The 17,983-nt window shown below is 68.4% G+C and carries 21 protein-coding genes; 13 read left to right on the top strand and 8 right to left on the bottom strand.

The annotated features are described in order from the left end of the window. Positions 1 to 29: 29 nt before the first annotated feature. Positions 30 to 1,556 (bottom strand): FAD-dependent oxidoreductase, encoded by a 1,527-nt coding sequence (locus tag AC0LPE_RS18430; protein WP_160876719.1) that lies wholly within the window; start codon positions 1,554 to 1,556, stop codon positions 30 to 32. A 258-nt stretch (positions 1,557 to 1,814) separates the two neighbouring features. Between AC0LPE_RS18430 and AC0LPE_RS18425 the strand changes: the two genes are divergently transcribed. Next, positions 1,815 to 2,801, top strand: a complete 987-nt coding sequence (locus AC0LPE_RS18425; protein ID WP_490604935.1) for an alpha/beta hydrolase — start codon at positions 1,815 to 1,817, stop codon at positions 2,799 to 2,801. Between the two features lie 109 nt (positions 2,802 to 2,910). Here the strand turns inward: AC0LPE_RS18425 and surE are convergent, their stop codons facing one another. Beyond that, positions 2,911 to 3,702: a 5'/3'-nucleotidase SurE gene (gene surE / locus AC0LPE_RS18420; RefSeq protein ID WP_490604934.1), complete on the bottom strand. Its 792-nt coding sequence runs from the start codon at positions 3,700 to 3,702 to the stop codon at positions 2,911 to 2,913. Next, on the bottom strand, positions 3,699 to 4,658 hold the full coding sequence (locus AC0LPE_RS18415; RefSeq protein WP_026061461.1) for a 1-phosphofructokinase family hexose kinase: 960 nt from the start codon (positions 4,656 to 4,658) through the stop codon (positions 3,699 to 3,701). Before AC0LPE_RS18415 ends, surE begins: the two co-directional genes overlap by 4 nt. Before the next feature lie 115 nt (positions 4,659 to 4,773). Here AC0LPE_RS18415 and AC0LPE_RS18410 point away from each other — a divergent pair, with 115 nt between their 5' ends. The 4 genes from AC0LPE_RS18410 (at position 4,774) to AC0LPE_RS18395 (ending at position 7,891) form a co-directional block, all read left to right on the top strand. Continuing rightward, positions 4,774 to 5,217 (top strand): SRPBCC family protein, encoded by a 444-nt coding sequence (locus AC0LPE_RS18410; protein ID WP_145693253.1) that lies wholly within the window; start codon positions 4,774 to 4,776, stop codon positions 5,215 to 5,217. Next, positions 5,214 to 6,806: a phytoene desaturase family protein gene (locus AC0LPE_RS18405; protein ID WP_490604933.1), complete on the top strand. Its 1,593-nt coding sequence runs from the start codon at positions 5,214 to 5,216 to the stop codon at positions 6,804 to 6,806. Before AC0LPE_RS18410 ends, AC0LPE_RS18405 begins: the two co-directional genes overlap by 4 nt. 199 nt (positions 6,807 to 7,005) lie before the next feature. Further along, on the top strand, positions 7,006 to 7,632 hold the full coding sequence (locus AC0LPE_RS18400) for a HemK2/MTQ2 family protein methyltransferase (RefSeq protein ID WP_145709031.1): 627 nt from the start codon (positions 7,006 to 7,008) through the stop codon (positions 7,630 to 7,632). A gap of 4 nt (positions 7,633 to 7,636) precedes the next feature. Further along, the gene (locus AC0LPE_RS18395) at positions 7,637 to 7,891 is read left to right on the top strand and encodes a CDGSH iron-sulfur domain-containing protein (protein WP_016693683.1); all 255 of its coding nucleotides are present in this window, start codon (positions 7,637 to 7,639) and stop codon (positions 7,889 to 7,891) included. 202 nt (positions 7,892 to 8,093) lie between these two features. Here AC0LPE_RS18395 and AC0LPE_RS18390 read toward each other — a convergent pair whose 3' ends face one another. Beyond that, a complete protein-coding gene (locus tag AC0LPE_RS18390) occupies positions 8,094 to 8,249 on the bottom strand; it encodes a DUF6131 family protein (RefSeq protein WP_006552398.1) in 156 nt (51 codons plus the stop codon). A 218-nt stretch (positions 8,250 to 8,467) separates the two neighbouring features. On the opposite strand from AC0LPE_RS18390, the gene AC0LPE_RS18385 reads away from it, so the two are divergent. The 3 genes from AC0LPE_RS18385 (at position 8,468) to AC0LPE_RS18375 (ending at position 10,497) form a co-directional block, all read left to right on the top strand. Next, complete coding sequence (locus AC0LPE_RS18385; protein ID WP_490604932.1) at positions 8,468 to 9,013, top strand: Dps family protein; 546 nt, start codon at positions 8,468 to 8,470, stop codon at positions 9,011 to 9,013. Positions 9,014 to 9,038: 25 nt separating this feature from the next. After that, positions 9,039 to 10,145 (top strand): NAD-dependent epimerase/dehydratase family protein, encoded by a 1,107-nt coding sequence (locus tag AC0LPE_RS18380; protein WP_088897037.1) that lies wholly within the window; start codon positions 9,039 to 9,041, stop codon positions 10,143 to 10,145. A 79-nt stretch (positions 10,146 to 10,224) separates the two neighbouring features. Then, positions 10,225 to 10,497 (top strand): hypothetical protein, encoded by a 273-nt coding sequence (locus tag AC0LPE_RS18375; RefSeq protein ID WP_016693687.1) that lies wholly within the window; start codon positions 10,225 to 10,227, stop codon positions 10,495 to 10,497. A gap of 78 nt (positions 10,498 to 10,575) precedes the next feature. Here AC0LPE_RS18375 and AC0LPE_RS18370 read toward each other — a convergent pair whose 3' ends face one another. Then, positions 10,576 to 11,577, bottom strand: coding sequence for an iron-containing redox enzyme family protein (locus AC0LPE_RS18370; RefSeq protein ID WP_490604931.1), 1,002 nt, complete (start codon positions 11,575 to 11,577; stop codon positions 10,576 to 10,578). A gap of 123 nt (positions 11,578 to 11,700) precedes the next feature. Between AC0LPE_RS18370 and AC0LPE_RS18365 the strand changes: the two genes are divergently transcribed. From AC0LPE_RS18365 to AC0LPE_RS18350, 4 genes are all read left to right on the top strand, one after another. Further along, complete coding sequence (locus tag AC0LPE_RS18365) at positions 11,701 to 12,558, top strand: SDR family oxidoreductase (RefSeq protein ID WP_019291163.1); 858 nt, start codon at positions 11,701 to 11,703, stop codon at positions 12,556 to 12,558. A 67-nt stretch (positions 12,559 to 12,625) separates the two neighbouring features. Continuing rightward, complete coding sequence (locus AC0LPE_RS18360) at positions 12,626 to 13,633, top strand: helix-turn-helix domain-containing protein (RefSeq protein ID WP_145693254.1); 1,008 nt, start codon at positions 12,626 to 12,628, stop codon at positions 13,631 to 13,633. Then, on the top strand, positions 13,630 to 14,193 hold the full coding sequence (locus tag AC0LPE_RS18355) for a dihydrofolate reductase family protein (protein WP_088897040.1): 564 nt from the start codon (positions 13,630 to 13,632) through the stop codon (positions 14,191 to 14,193). The genes AC0LPE_RS18360 and AC0LPE_RS18355 overlap by 4 nt, the downstream gene beginning before the upstream one ends. A gap of 63 nt (positions 14,194 to 14,256) precedes the next feature. Continuing rightward, positions 14,257 to 14,478 (top strand): hypothetical protein, encoded by a 222-nt coding sequence (locus AC0LPE_RS18350; RefSeq protein ID WP_016693692.1) that lies wholly within the window; start codon positions 14,257 to 14,259, stop codon positions 14,476 to 14,478. Between the two features lie 77 nt (positions 14,479 to 14,555). Here AC0LPE_RS18350 and AC0LPE_RS18345 read toward each other — a convergent pair whose 3' ends face one another. From AC0LPE_RS18345 to AC0LPE_RS18335, 3 genes are read right to left on the bottom strand one after another with little or no spacing between them, the layout of a single operon-like run. Next, a complete protein-coding gene (locus AC0LPE_RS18345; RefSeq protein WP_088897041.1) occupies positions 14,556 to 15,413 on the bottom strand; it encodes a polyphosphate kinase 2 family protein in 858 nt (285 codons plus the stop codon). Between the two features lie 28 nt (positions 15,414 to 15,441). Next, on the bottom strand, positions 15,442 to 15,795 hold the full coding sequence (locus AC0LPE_RS18340; protein ID WP_016693694.1) for a DUF4873 domain-containing protein: 354 nt from the start codon (positions 15,793 to 15,795) through the stop codon (positions 15,442 to 15,444). Positions 15,796 to 15,839: 44 nt separating this feature from the next. Next, positions 15,840 to 16,583, bottom strand: a complete 744-nt coding sequence (locus tag AC0LPE_RS18335) for a TetR/AcrR family transcriptional regulator (protein WP_026061465.1) — start codon at positions 16,581 to 16,583, stop codon at positions 15,840 to 15,842. A 156-nt stretch (positions 16,584 to 16,739) separates the two neighbouring features. Here AC0LPE_RS18335 and AC0LPE_RS18330 point away from each other — a divergent pair, with 156 nt between their 5' ends. After that, positions 16,740 to 17,951, top strand: a complete 1,212-nt coding sequence (locus AC0LPE_RS18330) for a DUF445 domain-containing protein (RefSeq protein ID WP_202399791.1) — start codon at positions 16,740 to 16,742, stop codon at positions 17,949 to 17,951. The last annotated feature ends 32 nt before the right edge of the window (positions 17,952 to 17,983 follow it).

The following is a 17,983-nucleotide window of genomic DNA, read 5'->3' as shown; positions in this document are numbered from 1 at the left end:
GGCTCTCACCCCCGCTTTCACCCTCGACGTCACCTGGGGGAGAGATCGCCGGTCGCGGGTCCCTCCAGCAGGGCGCCGTCGGCGGCGAATCGGGAACCGTGCAGCGGGCAGTCCCACGACGACTCCGCGTCGTTCCACCGCAGGATTCCGCCGAGGTGTGGGCAGACCGCGCTCACGCGGCGGGTCCGGCCGTCGACCGTGGACACTCCGACGGGACGTCCGCAACTGCGCACCACCCGGCCCTGTCCTTCTTCGGGCTCCGGTCCGGAGGACGTCGCGGCCTGCAACCAGCCCTTGGCCATGTGCCATGCGACGGTGGCATTGAGCTTGGCTGCGGTGGGGGCGCCGGTCACCAGTTCGGTGCGCCAGGCCGCCAGGGCGGGCGCCCACGCCTCGACCTCGGGGTCCGGCGACTCCGAGAACCGGGACGCGATGATGTGCGCCGCCGCGACCCCGCCGGTCATGCCCCACTTGCCGAAGCCGGTCGCCACCCAGATCCGGTCGGCGCCTGGCAGGACGGGCCCGACCTCGGGGAGGCTGTCCATGTTCGTGTAGTCCTGCGCCGACCACCGGTACAGCTCGTGGGCACCGGGGAAGGTCCGTTGACTCCATCGCAGCAGGTCGTCGTACGCCGAGCGGGGCGACTCGTGCCGGCCGACGACGTGCCCGTTCCCGCCGACGAGCAGCAGTCGATCCGCCGACGAGGACGTTCCCGCCGCGGAGGCGGTGCGGAGCGACCTGGTGGGACTGTCCGCGGACAGGAACATCCCTTCCGGAGGACCGCCGGGCACCTCGACCGCGATGGAGTACGAGCGGTCGGGTTCCACCCTGGCGAAGAATGCACCGCGGTCCAGGATGGGGATGCCGGTCGCGAGGACCACGCGGTCTGCACGGACGTCGCCGTCGTCGGTGCGGACGACGCATCCGGCGTCCTCGGTGTCCACGGTCTTCACGCGACGCCCGACGAACACGTCGGCGCCGGCCGTGCGTGCCCGGTCGACCGCCGTGTACAGGAGCGGCATGGGATCGATCTGCACCTGGTCGGGGATCGTGACCGCCGCGGCCACGGCGAAGGGGAGCGGGATCTCGCCGACACGTTCGGCCGGCAGTCCGGCCGCGCGGCAGTGGTGGTACTCCGCGTCGATCATGCTCACGTTCGACGGGTCCTGCGCATAGGTGTAGGCGTCCGCACGATCGAAGTCGAGTCCGTTCTCCGTGCAGAAGTCGACCACCCACCGTTGCGCGGCCAGGGTGCCGTCGACATATCCCTGACGGACCGCACCGGAATGTCTACGGCCGATCTGCGACAGGCGTGTGCCCTGCAGGACGCTGACCTTGCCGGTGGTGTTTCCGGTGGTCACGGCCCCGATGTCCCGGGCTTCGACGATCGCGACGCGCAGTCCCCGCTCGGCGAGGAGCAGGGCGGTGACGGTGCCCGTGATCCCTGCGCCGACGACCACGACGTCGTAACGCTCCCGGCGGGCCGTCCAGTCGTCGTACGTCGCGGTCCGCGAGGCGCGATCCCGCCACAGGGACACCGTGGTCTCGGTAGGCATACGCGCTGGTTACCTCCCCGGTCGGACCGGTAAACGGGGCGCCGTGGGGGCGCCTCGCACCCGTTCGTGTCCGGTTCGTGATCCGAACCGGGTGTTTCGATGCCGGACAGGTGTGGGTAAACCGCAGTACCACGTCGCGTATGGCGAAATAAATCAACCGGTTTCGTGGGTGTCCCACGGGAGGTTCCAGTGCTGTCTTCTGAGATCGACGATTTCGGTGGATGTGAGGGCGTCAGCCGCACCCACCGAGGTGGAAGCGTGCGCTCCCGATTCGTTCGGGGCGCAGTGCGCGCACTCGCGAAGCCGGTCGTCGGGGCATGGATGGCCCGGCCGGACCTCGCGTGGCCACTGTCGGTCGTCGACGGCGCTGCGTCCCTGCTCCCCAAGCCCTCCGGAGCCCAGTACGTGGAGGTCGACCTGGGTACGTGCAGTGCCGAGTGGATCCGTGCGGAAGGACGATCGACCAAGCGCGCGGTGCTGTACCTGCACGGCGGCGCTTTCCTGATGTGCGGACTCAACACTCACCGTTCGCTCGCCGTGAGCCTGTCGGATCGCGCCGACGGCGCGGTTCTCAGCGTCGACTACCGGATGCTGCCGAACGCTCCCATCGCACACGCGGTGGACGACGCGGTACGCGGCTACGAGTGGTTGTGCGAGAAGGGTTATCGGGGAGAGGACATCGTCATCGCCGGCGATTCCGCCGGGGGATACCTGTCGTTCATGACGGCCCTGGCCATCGCGGAATCCGATCTGCCCCGCCCCGCCGGCATCGTCGCGCTGTCGCCGCTCGTCGACCTCGATTCGGATCGCCGCGCCGAACACGACATGCAGGCGGCCTGCCCCATGTTCCCCGGATCGGCCGTGCAGTCGCTCGTGCGCTACATCGAGGGCACCCACACGCGTCTGACCGTCGACGGGGAGCCCGGACCGCTGATGTGCCCGCTGGACAACGACCTCAGTGTGCTGCCGCCGATGATGATCCACGCCGGTCACGACGAATTGTTGCGCAGCGACGCCGAATCCATGGCACGGGCCGTGCGGGAGGCCGGGGTCAGCTGCGACCTGCACCTGTGGCGACACCAGGTGCACGCGTTTCCGATATTCGCCGACAGTCTTCCCGAGAGCCGGCGCGCGCTCGCCGAGGCCGGCAGGTTCGTGCAGTCCGTGACGGACACGGCCGGTCGCGCCGAACGGTCCGTCGTCACGCCGATCTCCCGCTACGTCTCGAATTCCGCCGTGGCCTGATAACCGCAGTGTCCTGAGAACTACAGTGCCCTGAGAATCGCAGGGAACGATATCTTTTCACGGCCGGGACCGCTCGGTCGCGGCGTCCGCGACCGAGCGGGATCCGAACCTACGACTGCGCACTGTCCGAATGGGCGAACTCCAGGGTGTCGAGATCGGTGTCCGCCACCTCGAAGGGCATCGTCAGCACGGTCGCGGTGGCCCATCCCTGGCAGACGAGAACGGCGTCGCTGTCGTGGGATTCGTCGAGTTCGACGGCCCGGAAGGTGATGGGCAGGGCGCGGGAGATGTCGCCGTCGTCCTCGACCTCCCCGATCTCGGCCTGGACGGCACCGAACTCCGCCAGCGGGGCACTGCGCAGTCCGCGCAACTCGTGGACGGGTATGTCGGGGATGTTGACGTTGAGAACCGCACCCGGACGGCTGTGTTCGACCGCCCACTCGAGAGCGTGACGGGCCACCAGTTCGGCGGTCTCCCATTGCGACGGAGCCGTCCCGTTGAGGGACAACGCGACCGCGCGGGCGCCGTGGCTGGCCGCGGTCAGGGCCGCGCCCACCGTTCCCGAATGCAGGATCGCGTGACCGGTGTTGGGGCCCAGATTGATCCCGGACAACACGATGTCGGGTGCCGTCCCGAACGCGCCGTACGAGGCGAGGAAGGTGATCAGCGCCGGAGATGCCTCCACCGCATAGGATTCCACCTCGGGCAGGTCGTCGATCGGGCGACGGCTCAACAGGAGCTTTCCTTCGTCCTGGAGAGCGGTCAACGATGCGCTCGCGCCGCTGCGCTCGACATGGGGCGCCGCGACCTGCACGTCGAATCCCGCCTCCACGGCGAGGCGTGCGAGCATGGCGAGACCGGGGCTGTCGATGCCGTCGTCGTTGACGATCAGTGCTTTCATGAACGCTTCCCCTTCACCTTCCGGACCTCCACCTTCTCGGCCATCTTCTCCACCGCGCCACGATGTCCCGTCGCCAGACCGCGGCGCGTGACGTTGACCGCGCCCGCTGCGGCGCCGAGACGCAGCGCGTCCTCGAACTTCGCACCCGCGGCGTAGGCCGAGGCGATGCCGGCGGTCATCGAGTCTCCGGCGCCGTGGTGGTCCACCGTCTGCACCGAGGGGGCCTCCACCTCCCAGACGGTTCCGTCGTGCAGTGCGATCGCCGGATCACCGGCGCGGGAGATCACCACCGAGGCGGCACCTTCGTCGTGGAGACGGTGCATGGCCTCGATGAGATCGTCGAGGTCCTCGGACTTCGCGCGACCGTCCTCGATGAGATCCTCGTGGCTGACCTTCAGCACGGTCACCCCGCCTTCGAGGGCCGCGCCGAGGGTGGGGCCGGACAGGTCGGCGACGACCGGGACGCCGAGCGCTCCCAGATCCGAGCACAGCCGCGTGTACATCTCCGCCGGCACGGCGTCGTCGCAGTGCGGTCCGCCCAGCATCGCGACCTTCGCGCACATCGCGGACGCCAGCGACGCGCTGAACAGATCGTCGGTCTCGTGCCGGGTGAGCGCCGGCGGGTCGATCTCCACGATCTCCTTCCGTTCGCCTTCGCGACGGTCGTGGATGTAGGAGCCGTTGGGCGACGCGGTCTCCACGGCGTGCACCGTCACCCCTTCGCGGTTCATCATGTCGACGAGGACCGTGCCGGACTCGCCGCCGAACGGTCCGCACAGGTGCACGTCCATTCCCAGGGTCGCCGCCATGCGGCCGATCCAGAATCCCTGCCCGCCGGGGTGCACGTGCAGTTCGGTGCTTCCGTCGGGTGCCTTCTCGAGTGTCACAGTGAGGAGCGGGGACGGTGCGAAGACGAAGGCGTACGGGTTCGAGGAGGGGGTGTTCTCGGCTTCCATGCCCGCCCGGATACCCCCTCCGAACAGCGATGACACCCGGCGTCGTGTGACACCTGCGGTGGCGGGGTATGCGTCTGCCGCAAGCGAGCTGTCGTCCAGCAGATGAGGAGCGGGCATGGCCAGGATCGCGACGATCGAGACTTCGGTGGCGCCGGCGCGAGTGTGGGAGATCCTCGCGGACGGCTGGCGGTACGCGGGATGGGTGGTGGGTGCGTCCCGCATCCGGGCCGTCGATCCCGCCTGGCCGCAGAAGGGCACCCGGATCCACCATTCGGTGGGTCTGTGGCCTCTCCTGCTCGACGACCACACGGAGGTCAAGGCCATGGTGCCCGAACGGGAACTGGTGCTGCGCGCCCGCGCGTGGCTGTTCGGCAAGGCCGAGATCACGATCACCCTCGAACCGACCCACGACGGCGGCACCCGCATCACGATGGCCGAACACATCGTTGCAGGCCCGTACGCCCTCGTCCCCGACCGCGTGCAGGAGGAACTGGTGTTGCCCAGGAATCAGGAATGCCTGAGACGGCTGGTGTTGCTCGCCGAAGGCGCCACCGAATGAGCGACACGACGGTCGACGCGGTCGTCATCGGCGCGGGACCCAACGGTCTGACCGCCGCCGCGGTGCTCGCCGACGCCGGATGGGACGTCCTCGTGCTCGAGGAACAACCCGAACCCGGTGGCGCCGTGCGCAGCGCGGAACTCCACCCGGGATACTGCGCCGATCTGTTCAGCGCGTTCTATCCGCTCGGCGTGGCCTCACCGGCCTTCCAGGCTCTCGACCTCGCATCGCACGGCCTCCGCTGGGCGCGTTCGCCGAAGGCCTTCGGTCATCCGCTCGGCCCTGACGACGAGGACGCGATCGTCGTCTCTCCGGATCCCACCGACACGGCAGCCGACCTCGAGCGTCGCTGCGTCGGTGACGGGGAAGCGTGGCTGGCGGTGTTCGACCAGTGGAAACAGGTGCGTGGACCGTTGCTCGAACTGCTCCTCGGCCCGTTCCCGCCCGTCCGGGGCTCGGTGGACCTGCTGCGCACCATGAAGACGGGTGATCTACTGCGTTACGCGCGCATGCTGGCGCTGCCCGTCACCCGGATGTCCTCCGAACTGTTCGGCGGTTCGGCGGCGCGGTTGCTGCTCCTGGGCAATGCCATGCACGCCGACACACCGCCGGAAGCGCCCGGCAGCGGGGTCATGGGCTACATGCTCACGATGCTCGCGCAGGACGTCGGATTCCCCGCGCCGGTCGGCGGGGCGGGAGCGCTCACCGACGCGCTGGTCCGGCGCGGCGCCTCGGCGGGCGCTCAGCTGCGGTGCGACTCGCCGGTCGTCGGCGTGGAGGTACAGGGCGGGAAGGTCTCCGCGGTCCGGACCGCCGGCGGCGAGCGGGTGAAGGTGCGCCGCGCCGTCCTCGCCGACACCTCGGCCCCGGCCCTGTACTCACGGCTCCTGCCGGCCGACGCCGTCGGGTCACGGGTGCTCGACGACCTGCGCAAATTCGAGTGGGACACCCCGGTCGTGAAGGTGAACTACGCGCTCGACGGCCGCGTGCCGTGGCGTTCGCCCTCGTTGAGCGGGGCCGGCACGGTGCACGTCGGTGCCGATACGGACGCGATGATCCGGTGGTCGGCCGATCTGTCCACCGGGGTCGTCCCCGAGTCCCCCTTCCTGCTCTTCGGGCAGATGACGACCACCGATGCGACGAGGTCGCCCGAGGGAACCGAAAGCTGCTGGGCCTACACGCATCTGCCGCGGGGTATCACCGACGACGCGTCGGCCGAGCTCCTTGCCGAACGCGTCGACGCGCAACTCGAGGCCTACGCACCGGGTTTCGGTGCACGCGTGGTCGGCCGGCACGTCCAGCGTCCCGGCGACCTCGAAGCGGCCGACGCGAATCTCGTCGGCGGCGCCGTCAACGGGGGAACCGCGCAGGTCCACCAGCAGTTGTTCCTGCGGCCCACTCCCGGTTTCGGTGGACCGCGAACCCCGGTCGAAGGGGTGTATCTCGCCAGTTCGGGTGCCCATCCGGGCGGGGGAGTCCACGGCATGGGCGGCTGGAACGCCGCTCACGCCGCACTCGCGGACCGGAAGCGTACTGCTCCGGTGACCCGGCGCGTGCGAAACACCGCGCGCCGGGTGCTGTTCTCGTGACCGCCGGGTGTCGCTCGCGGATCGGTGGCGTGTTTCACACGGAAGTCGTGCGGGTATCCGCCCGCGAACGGATGGATCCGGGTCTTCGGCCCGGGGTGGTGGAGATGCCGTCGAACTCGAGATACCGAGGTGGTGTGACGTGACAGCTTCCCTGGCACTGGACGGATCGGATTCGCCGCGGGTATGGCGCCTTCCGGGGGTGTACCGCCCCCAGGAGGATTCGTACCTGCTCGCGAGCGCGCTTGCGGACGCAGGCGGCACGAAGGGCGCGAAGGTGCTCGACTTCTGCACGGGGACAGGCTTTCTGGCGGTGAACGCCGCCATGCTCGGTGCTTCGTCGGTGACGGCCTTCGATATCAACCCGCGAGCGGTGTTCAGCGCCCGCGTCAATGCGTGGTCGCGCCGGTTGCCGATCCGTGCCCGGCAGGGAGATCTGAACGCGGCGTTGCGGCACGGTCCGTTCGACATCGTGCTGTCGAATCCGCCGTATGTTCCGTGCGATGGGGAGAACCGTGACCCGCGTTGGGATGCCGGGGCCGACGGTCGCTGCGTTCTCGATCCGTTGTGCGACAGCCTTCCCACGCTGCTCACGCCCGGCGGATTCGCGCTGATCGTGCACTCCGAGTTCACCGGTGTGGAAGCGACGCTGTCCCGGTTGCGCGACGCGGATCTCAAGGCCTCCGTCGTTGCCCGCAGCCGTATCCCGTTCGGACCGGTCCTTCGCAGCCGCACGGACTATCTGTACTCGTCGCAGCTGGCGGAGCCGGGGGCACTGACCGAGGAAGTGGTGGTCGTCCGCGCCGACCGTCCCCGCACGAGGAGTTGAGAACGTGAGCAGGACACCGAAGATCACGCAGCTCACCGCCGACGGAGAGTGCGAGGCGCGAGTCGTGCGGCAGGTGAGGGGTGGTCCGACCCTCGTCGAGGGTCCGGTGCGGATCGTCGAGGACGACGGCGCGGAGACGGTTTCGGACCGTTTTGTGGTGGCCGTGTGCCGGTGTCACCGCAGCGCCCTGTACCCCCTCTGCGACACCAGCCATCGCGCACTCCGCACGCCGAAAGCCGCGGCGCGCACCGACACGTAGTCACCCGACGAATCTGCCGATCCGGGCCGGCCCCTGCACAGGGGCCGGCCCGGATGTCGTTCCGGGACCCGGTCCGTCCGTCCTGTCGGGACCGGTCCGTAGAGGTCCGGAAACGACGGATCCCGGGTGCAGTGAGCACCCGGGATCCGCAGTTCTACTTCGTGCCGGACGTCTCCTTCCGGCACGGACGATCGGTAGGGGGTCAGTACCAATGCGCGCGTCCGCCGATCGCCCGGCCCGTCGCGCCCAGGATCGCAAGGATCACGCCGATCACCAGGAGTATCACTCCGAGTGTGGTGAGGATCGAGATACCCGTGAAGAACCCCACCACCAACAGAATCAGACCCAGAATGATCATTGTCGCCACCTCAGATGTCATGACCGAAACCTGGAAGCCTCGGTGCCCGGCGATCGAATAACCGGGTTGGTCCGTTTTCAAACGTTTGTGACTCGCCGAATTCGGACGAAATTCTTCGCCGCAGGTCACGGGACGCCCAGCGCGTCCGGATGTTTGGATTCCACCGCGCCTCGGGTATTCGCCCTCCGACACACCCGAGAGCATTCTGGAGGAAGAATATGTCGAACTCGAGCTACACGGTTCCCGGTCTGAGCGATGCCGACGGCTCGCGCACCGCGCAGATTCTCCAGGAGCGCCTGAGTGCCTACAACGACCTGCACCTCACGCTGAAGCACATCCACTGGAACGTCGTCGGTCCGAACTTCATCGGCGTCCACGAGATGATCGACCCGCAGGTCGAGCTCGTGCGTGGATACGCGGACGAGGTCGCCGAGCGGATCGCCGCGCTCGGTGCGTCCCCCAAGGGCACGCCCGGCGCCATCGAGAAGAACCGCACGTGGGACGACTACTCGGTCGGCCGCGACACCGCGCAGGCGCATCTCGCCGCGCTGGACCTCGTCTACGACGGGATCATCACCGACAACCGCAAGGCGATCGACAAGGTCGGCAAGCTCGACCCGATCACCGAGGACGTCCTGATCGGCCAGACCGGCCAGCTGGAGAAGTTCCAGTGGTTCGTCCGCGCCCACCTCGAGAACGCTGCCGGTACTCTCCAGAACGCCGATGCGCAGACTGAGAAGGACGCAGCGGAATCGGCCCGCTGACCGGGACGCTCGGACGATACCGGCGATGCCGATGGCTTCCACATCCCGAACCGGTCTGCCACGACGCATCGTCGTCACCGGAGCGAGCGGAAATGTCGGCACGGCGCTTCTGCGCCGGCTGGCCGCTCATCCCGCACAACTCGATATCGTCGCGATCGCGCGCCGGATTCCCCCGGCGCGCGATCCGTATGCGGCGGCACGGTGGTGCGCCGTGGATCTCGCGGCTCCCGACGCCGCCGAGGTCCTGACGCCTATCTTCGCGGAGGCCGACGCCGTCGTGCACCTGGCGTGGGGATTCCAGCCCTCGCACCGTCGTGACTATCTCCGGCGGGTGGCGGTGGACGGCACCCGCGCCGTCGTGACGGCCGCCGCCGACGCCGGTGTCGGGCACGTGATCCACATGTCCTCCGCCGCGGTCTACTCCGAGGGCGCCTACGGTCGGGAGGTCGACGAATCGTGGGCGCGCGAAGGTGTACCCACCTGCGTGTACAGCGTCGACAAGGTCGCGGCGGAGAAATTCCTCGACGACTTCGAGACCGGCACGAAGGCGCCCGTCCTCACCCGTTTCCGTCCGGGATTCATCGGGCAGCTCGTCTCCGGCTCGGGTCTCGAACGCTACGTGCTGCCCGAGTTCGTGCCCGCCGGCATCACGAACCACCTGCCGCTGATCCCGATCGACCACGGGCTCACGATCCCCGCCGTACATTCCGACGATGTCGCGGACGCGCTGGTCGCAGCGCTCGAACGGCGGGTGCCCGGCCCGTTCAACCTGGGTGCACCGACACCGGTCGGGGCGCGGGACTTCGCTGCTCCGTTCGACTGCCCGACGATTCCGGTGCCGCGATGGGGTCTGTCGTCCGTCGCCGAAGCGACCTGGCGCCTACGGCTGCAACCGGTGCAGGGCGGTTGGATCGACCTCGCCTACACTTGCCCGATGCTCGACTGCAGCAGGGCCCGCGAGGAACTCGGATGGTCGCCGAAGTACGACGGACCCGAGGTGTGGTCCGAGACGGTACGCGGCATGCGCAGTGCGACGGGCACCGACAGCCCTGTCCTCTCTCCGCGCAGCGCGCGGGAACGACTCGCGGCACTCGTCGAACGTGGGTCCATCGGCCGGCGGATCCCGCCGTAACACTTTCCCGCGCAGAATCATCCGCTCCCCTCTTGTCTCCCCGTGGTTTCGGGGAGGATCGGATGCGGTATCCACGACCATGACGAAACCATCGAATCGAGCTCACGCTTCCACCACTGCGTCCCGAGCTTCGGGTTGGGTCGGATACGCCTGCATCCTCGCAGGGATCGCCGTCGTCGCTCTCGTCCTCTACGCGGCTGGCGACGGATTCGAGGGATGGGTGCTCGTCGGGGCCATCGCTGCGCTCGTGCTCATCGTCGTCGGCGTGGTGATGTCCGCTCTCAACCTCCGTCGACGTCGCCTGCGCGGATCCGGTGGTACCCCCACACACGAACCCGGTCTCATCGACTGAGCCGGGACTCCGGCACCGACGAACGGAGCCCCGGGACACACTGTCCCGGGGCTCCGTTCGCTGTCTCGTACCCGCTCGTCAGGCCGGTGCCCCGGCCGAGGTGAGGAGCGAACTGCGCCCGGCGGCCCAGCTGCCCAGCAGGTGGCTCCCGAGCCGGCCCTCGAGGAACTCGATGGCCTGTGCACCGAACGAGATGTCCTGCGCCCGAGCCGGGTCCTGCTCGAGAATGTAACCCACCACGTCGTGCCGCAGGACGAGCTCGTGAACGGCGTCGGCCTCGATGTGCTCGGAGTAGAAGAGGACGCATGCGTCGTCGGCACCCAGACGTTCGAGCGCCTCGACCATGCGCCGGGCGCTCGGGGCGGTGGTGATCTCGGCTGCGGCGAACATCCCGACCAGCATCGGCGTATGTGCGCGGTGCAGACCGCACAACGACATGAAGTTCACCGTCGCAAGGGTGACGGCGGGAACGACGTCGAGATAGCCCAGATAGTCGTCCTTCAGGCCGGCGGCGAGCAGCAGGTCGGCGAACAGCCGCGAGTGCATACGCTCGGCCCGGCCTCCGCCGTACTCGTCGAACTCGACGGCGACCAACGCCGCCTTTGCGCGGCCGGACAGTCGCGGGATCGCGAGGGCGTGCGGGTCGGCTTCCTTGAGGTGGTAGATGGAGCGATGGACGAAGAACTCGCGCATCATCTCCCACGTTCCGTTCGCGGCGAGCTCGTGGGAGACGCCCCACGAATCGTCCGGCTCACGGCACAGGTCCTCGAGGACACTCTGCGGATCGTCCGAGGCCGGGACGTCGGCGCGCAGCCGATCGAGGAAGATGCGCTCGAGTCGTGCCCGGACCCCGAGTGGTCCCGGTGCCCATTCCCATGCCGGGTCGACGCCCGCGAATCCTCGGTAGTGGAGCTCGTAGAGAACGGCCAGGGCGAGTTGGACGTCCTCGCCGTAGGCGTCCGCGCCGTCGGTCGCGATGTCCCACACGGCATCGTCCACCGGGCCGCCGAGTCGCTCGACGATCTCGGCGGAGACGGGGCCGCGAGGCGTGGGCAGCGGGGCGTCGTGCACGTCGCACATCCGGGTCTCATGAGCCATACGCCGGGATTACCCGCTCGGGGGCACGCAGAAACGACCTCCGGGTCGGTGCGAACCGGGGAAACGGACGTGAATATCGGTGCAGCCTGTGGGTATCCGGCGGCCATGAGCGAGGACCGCGAACGAGAACCCCACACCATCGACTATCCGGGTGAGACCGACGAGATGGCCGAGCGCCCCGCCGACGAGATGCGCGGTTACGTCGGCCGCGGGCTGCTGTCCGGCCGCAAGGCCCTGGTCACGGGCGGCGACTCCGGCATCGGACGGGCGGTCGCCGTCGCCTTCGCGAAGGAGGGTGCCGACGTCGCGATCGCGTATCTCGAGGAACACCGCGACGCCGAACACACCGCCGACCTGGTGCGACGCGAGGGCCGCACGTGCCACGTCATCGCGGGCGACCTCGGCGACGCGCAGCACTGCCGGGCGGTGGTGGCCGAGACGGTCGAGCAACTCGGTGGCCTCGACATCCTCGTCAACAATGCCGGCACCCAGCAGCCCGTCGACGATTTCGCCGAGTTGAGCGAGGAGCAGTGGCGGCACACCTTCGCCGTGAACATCGACAGCTTCTTCCACGTGACGAAGGCGGCCCTGCCGCATCTGACGCCGGGCGGTTCCGTCATCAACACCGCGTCGGTCAACGGCCTGCGCGGAAACAAGACGCTCATCGACTACTCGGCGACCAAGGGCGCGGTGATCGCCCTGACCTACTCGCTCGCGCAGGCACTGCAGGACAGGCAGATCCGCGTGAACTGCGTGGCCCCCGGACCGGTGTGGACACCGTTGATCCCGGCGACCATGGACGCGGAGAAGGTCTCCGAGTTCGGGCAACAGGCACCCTTCGGCCGCGCCGCGCAGCCCGACGAGATCGCCCCGTCCTACGTCTTCTTCGCATCGGAGACGATGTCCTCGTACTACAGCGGTGAGGTGCTCGCCCCGCTCGGCGGCGAGACCATGCCGGGCTGACCGGGTGAGCCGGTAGAGAGCAAGAACGGTCGGGCGGCGGCCGGGGTCTGCGCGCGACACTGAACGCATGACCTTCGGCCGTGACCGACTCCGGGAACTGCTCGACGCCGTTCTCGACGAGAACAACGCGACCCTCGAACGGATGGCGCAGCACGCCTACGCGTCGCAGTGGCACTTCAGCCGCACCTTCGCGGTGGGCACCGGCGAGTCGCCGGTGGCGTTGCGGCGCCGGGTGATGCTCGAACGCGCCGCCTGGCAACTGCGTCACGGCAGTTCGGTCACCGATGCGGCGTTCGCCGCCGGCTACGACAGCGTCGAAGGGTTCGCCCGGGCCTTCGCCCGTGCCTACGGATATCCGCCCAGCGCGGCCGCCCGGGTGCTCGGCATCGGCCGTAGGGATCCCGGGGCGCCTGCGCCCGTCGACCCCGGGGCACCCGCACCCGTCGACCCCTGGGCGCCTGCGCCCGTCGACCACTGGTTGCCCGCCCCCAACGGAGTCCACTTCCATCCGCCCACGAACCTCTGGGTCGAGGAGGACGGGCGACGGCCCACCGCGCCCGCCCACCCGGCCGCCGAGGTCCTCGCGCAGATGGTGCAGCACGACCTCGCGGACACCCGCTATCTCCTCGAGCGCGCCACCGAACTCGACGACGACGAGCGCGACCGGATCCGGTTCCCCGGCCTGGTCGTCCTCGAATGGGACGGCCCCGAGGAATCCGTCTCCCGGGTGCTCGGCAATCTGGTGCGCGCGAAGGAGATGTGGCTGGCCTCGATGGCCGGCGCCGACCATCCCGATGATGCGGGCGTCGGGATCGACTCCTTGACAGCCCGTTTCGAGGACGTCGCTCCACGCTGGGTGGAGACGATCCGTGACATCCATCGCCGTGGCGCCTGGGGCGACATACTCATCGACGCCCTGTGCGACCCTCCCGAGAGCTTCGTCCTCGGGGGAGTGGTCACCCACGTCCTCACCTTCGCCGCACACCGCCGACAACTCGCGCGGCACATGATGCGGGCGGCCGGCCTCGACGTCGATCACGGAGATCCACTCGACTGGAACAGGAGCAGCTCATGACCCGGATGATCTACTACACCGCAAGCACACTGGACGGCTTCCTCGCCACCGAGGACCATTCGCTCGACTGGCTGCTCACCCGAGAGTCGGGCGACGGCGGGCCGTTCGACTACGAGAAGTTCATCGCCGGTATCGGCGCCATCGCCATGGGATCGTCCACCTACCGCTGGGTGCTCGACCATGCAGGCGAGGACAAGTGGGAGTACGACCTGCCCTGCTGGGTGTTCACACATCGCGACGACCTGCCCGTCGCGCGGACGGGCGACGGACCCGGCGACATCCGCTTTACGCAGAAGGACGTCCGGCAGGTCTACGACGAGATGGCCGAGGCCGCGAACGGCCGCGACCTGTGGATGGTGGGCGGCGGTGATCTCGCCGGACAGTTCGCCGAGCGCGGTCTGCTCGACGAGCTCGTCGTCTCCTTCGCGCCGGTGACGATCGGTGCCGGCCGTCCGCTGCTCCCGCGGCACGTGGAGATGCGCTTGACCGAGCTCGGACAGAGCGGGGAGTTCGCCGTCGTCCGCTACGAGGTACTGAAGGACGCCACCGGCCGGTTGTGATGTGCGTCACCTGCAGGTACCGTCGGCATCGAGAGGGACACACCTCGTCCGAGGAGGCCGGTCGTGAAACTCAATCTGTTCGTAGCCTGGAGCGCCTACGCGCTCGCACTCACCTCGATCCTGATGATCGCGCTGACGATCGTCGCCGCCGGGTACGGATTCTCGGGCTGGGCGATGGTCGCGGCAGTCGCGGCAGTCGTCGCACTCGGGGCGGCATTCGGCATGATGGTCGGAACCGTGCGCCGGGACCACAGACGGCACTACGACACCCCGCACCTGTTCTGAGGGTGATACCTGACGCGAGTCGGTGAAAGCCGACTCGCGTCACTCACACACCGTCACGACTCTGCGAGTCGGTCGCATCACGACTCTGCGAGTCGGCGCTTCTCCGTTTCGATATCGAAAGTCGGCTCCGGCCAATCGAGGTCGAGGCGTTCGAACGCGTCGATGAGCAGTTCCGTCACCGCGAGACGGCCGTACCACTTGCGGTCGCACGGCACGACGTACCAGGGCGCGTCGTCGGTGCTCGTCCGATCCAGCATGTCCTGATAGGCCTGCTGGTACTGCGGCCACAGGGCGCGCTCCGAGACATCGCTCGGGTCGTACTTCCAGTGCTTGTCACGACGCTCGAGGCGCTCGGCGAGGCGCTTCTTCTGCTCGTCCAGCGAGACGAACATCGCAACCTTCACGATGGTCGTGCCCTCGCGGACGACTTCGCTCTCGAACCTGTTGATCTCGTCGTATCGTCCGCGCCAGACGCTCTCCGGCACCAGTGATCTCACCCGCGCGACCAGCACGTCCTCGTAGTGCGACCGGTCGAAGACGCCGAGCTGACCGTTGCGAGGGAGGGCCTTCGCGATCCGCCACAGGAAGTGGTGCCGCTTCTCCTCCTCCGTCGGCACGCCGAAGGCCGTGTGGTCGACACCCTGGGGGTCGACGTGGCCCACGACGTGACGCACCATGCCGCCCTTCCCGGCGGTGTCCATGCCCTGCAGGATCAACAGCACGGAGCGGGTGCCGCCGGTCCGCCCCTCGGCGAAGAGCATCTCCTGCAGGTCGGAGAGGACGGCGCCGCGTTCGGCGAGCAGACGTTCGCCGAGTGCCTTGTCGCCGTCGAATCCCGGAGTGCCGTTCGTGTCGAGGTCGGCCACGCGCGTCTCGGGCGTCGCCCGGAGGGCTTCGACGATCGATGCGGGCCGGAAGACGTCGTCCTTCGTCATCCCGCCAGCGTGTCACACGCGGTCGTGCTCAGGTGGGATCGACACCATCGGTCTCGGTGGGCAGGGGATACGGCGGACGTGAGACGCCGTCGACCATGTGGCTGCCCCACAGATCGACCTCCGAGATACGGGCGGTCGCGGCCTCCGGGGCGTCCGGCACAGTGATCGTCACATTGGTACCGGGAGCGGGCGAGGCGTCTGCTCCGAGGGCCTCGGCGAGCCTGCGGAGCCGGCCGCGCCACACGTGCCGGCCGAGCAGGGGATCGAACCGTCCGGAGATCTCGACGTCGACGACGACCGTGCGGTCGTCCACGGTGACCTCGGCGGGACCGCGGTAGCCGGGGTCGTCCTCGTCGTGCAGGTCGTCGGCGTGGTCGCTCATGCCCGCACTATACGTGCAACTTCGAGTAACAGTAAAGGTGTCGATCAGGGAGTGGTCGACGACTCCGGCAGGAGCGGATGCGGCTGCGACTTGAAGCGCACCGGGGATCCGGCGACCCCGGCGATGCCGGTCATGCCGCCCCAGATCATCATCGTCAGGTAGTCGATGAGGTCCTCGGTGGTCATCGACTTGTTCGAGATCCACCAGTGCGTCGCGAGCTGGATGCCGCCGACGATCCCGTACGCCCACGGCACGGCGCCGCCCGAATCCATCTCGAGCAGCCGCAGCCGTTCCCCGAGGACGGTGGCGACGAGCTCGGCGATCATCCGCTCCGAATCGGCCACCACGTCGCGTCCCGCCGACGCGCTGTTGCTCATCACGTACAGATAGACCTCGGGATCGTCGGCGACGGTCTCGACGTAGGCGGTGATCGCCTCCCGGGTGAGCTCGTACTCGTCGAGATCCTCCGCGACCGCCGCGTAGATCCGGGGAGCGAGGACCGTCTCGACGTACCGCAGCATCGTCGCGGTCGTCAGGTCGCTCTTGTCGGTGAAGTAGCGGTAGAGCACCGTCTTCGACACGCCGATCTCGGCGGCGATCTCGTCCATGCCGATCTCGTGGCCGCGGGTACGGATTGCGTTGATGGTGCCGTCCACGAGCTCTTCCCGGCGGGCGATCTTGTGCTCGTGCCAGCGCCGTTTGCGGCCGTCCTGCTTCACGGGCGGGGCGGCCTCGCTCGAGGTCGGGTTCGAAGTCGTCTGCGGTCTGCTGGACACTGTGTGGCACATCCGTTCGGTTTCGATCGTCGGCTCAGTCTACGATCCGGTCTCTCGTCCTTCAGAACTCGAGGGCGATCCGTCCGCCGAGTGCCGACTTTCGGCACAATCGATCGGGTGCAGCTCCTGACGACCGACGACGAGATCAAGCGCCGAGAACTCCGCCGTATGAAGGCGGTCGCGACCGGCTTCCTCGTCGCCGCCGCGATCATCTATCTCTTCTGCCGCTGGCAGGAAACCCGCGGCGCCGGCGCGTGGGTGGGTTACGTGCGCGCGGCCTCCGAGGCCGGCATGGTCGGCGCGCTCGCCGACTGGTTCGCCGTGACCGCCCTGTTCCGGCACCCGCTGCGGATTCCCGTCCCGCACACGGCGATCATCAAGCGGAAGAAGGACCAGCTCGGCGCCAATCTGAGCTCGTTCGTCGGCAACAACTTCCTCGCGCCCGAGGTGGTGTCCGCCAAGGTCGAGTCGGCGCAGATCCCGCTGCGGGTCGGTACCTGGCTCGCAGAACCCGAGAACGCCCAGCGTGTGGCCAAGGAGACGTCGACGGTCCTGCGCGGTGTGGTCGGAATCCTGCGGGAGGACGACATCCAGCAGATCATCGACCACACCATCGTCAAGCGCATCGCCGAACCTGAATGGGGACCGCCCATCGGGCGTGTCCTCACCGAACTCCTCGCCGAGAACCGGCACCTCCCGCTCGTCGACATGCTCGCCGAACGCGCGCACCAGTGGGCGCTCGGGAGTCAGGAGACCATCGACCGCGTGATCAGCCGCGACTCGCCGTCGTGGTCGCCGAAGTTCGTCGACCTGCTGCTCGGCGAGAAGATCCACCGCGAACTCGTGGAGTTCACGTGGAAGGTGCGGTCGAATCCCGACCACGAGGTGCGCCTCGCAGTCAACAAGTTCCTCGCCGATTACGCCCGCGACCTGCAGAACGATCCCGTGACCATCGCCAAGGCGGAGAAGGTGAAGGCGGAGATCATGGGCCGCGACGAGATCACCGGTCTCGCCGCGGCGACCTGGCGGACGGCCAAGCGGATGATCCTCGACTCGGTGGACGACCCGAACAGCACCCTGCGCACGAAGATCGCCGAGAACGTCATGGCGTTCGGCATCCGGGTGCGCGAGGACGCAGAGCTGCGCACCAAGATCGACGGCTGGCTGCTCGACGCGGTGCGCTTCGTCGCGTCGAACTACGCCGACGAGATCACGTCCGTCATCCGCGAGACCGTCGAGCGCTGGGATGCCGAGGAGGCCAGTCGCAAGATCGAGCTCGCCGTGGGGCGCGACCTGCAGTTCATCCGCATCAACGGCACGGTGGTCGGTTCGCTCGCCGGACTCGCGATCTACACGGTCTCGGAGCTGCTGTTCGCGTGACAACCGTCACGTGCTAGCAGAGTGCTTGCTGT

This window comes from Rhodococcus sp. S3 (genome assembly GCF_058211795.1).
Note: the sequence above shows the minus strand (reverse complement) of the source record. Positions and strands in the feature narration are given on the sequence as shown.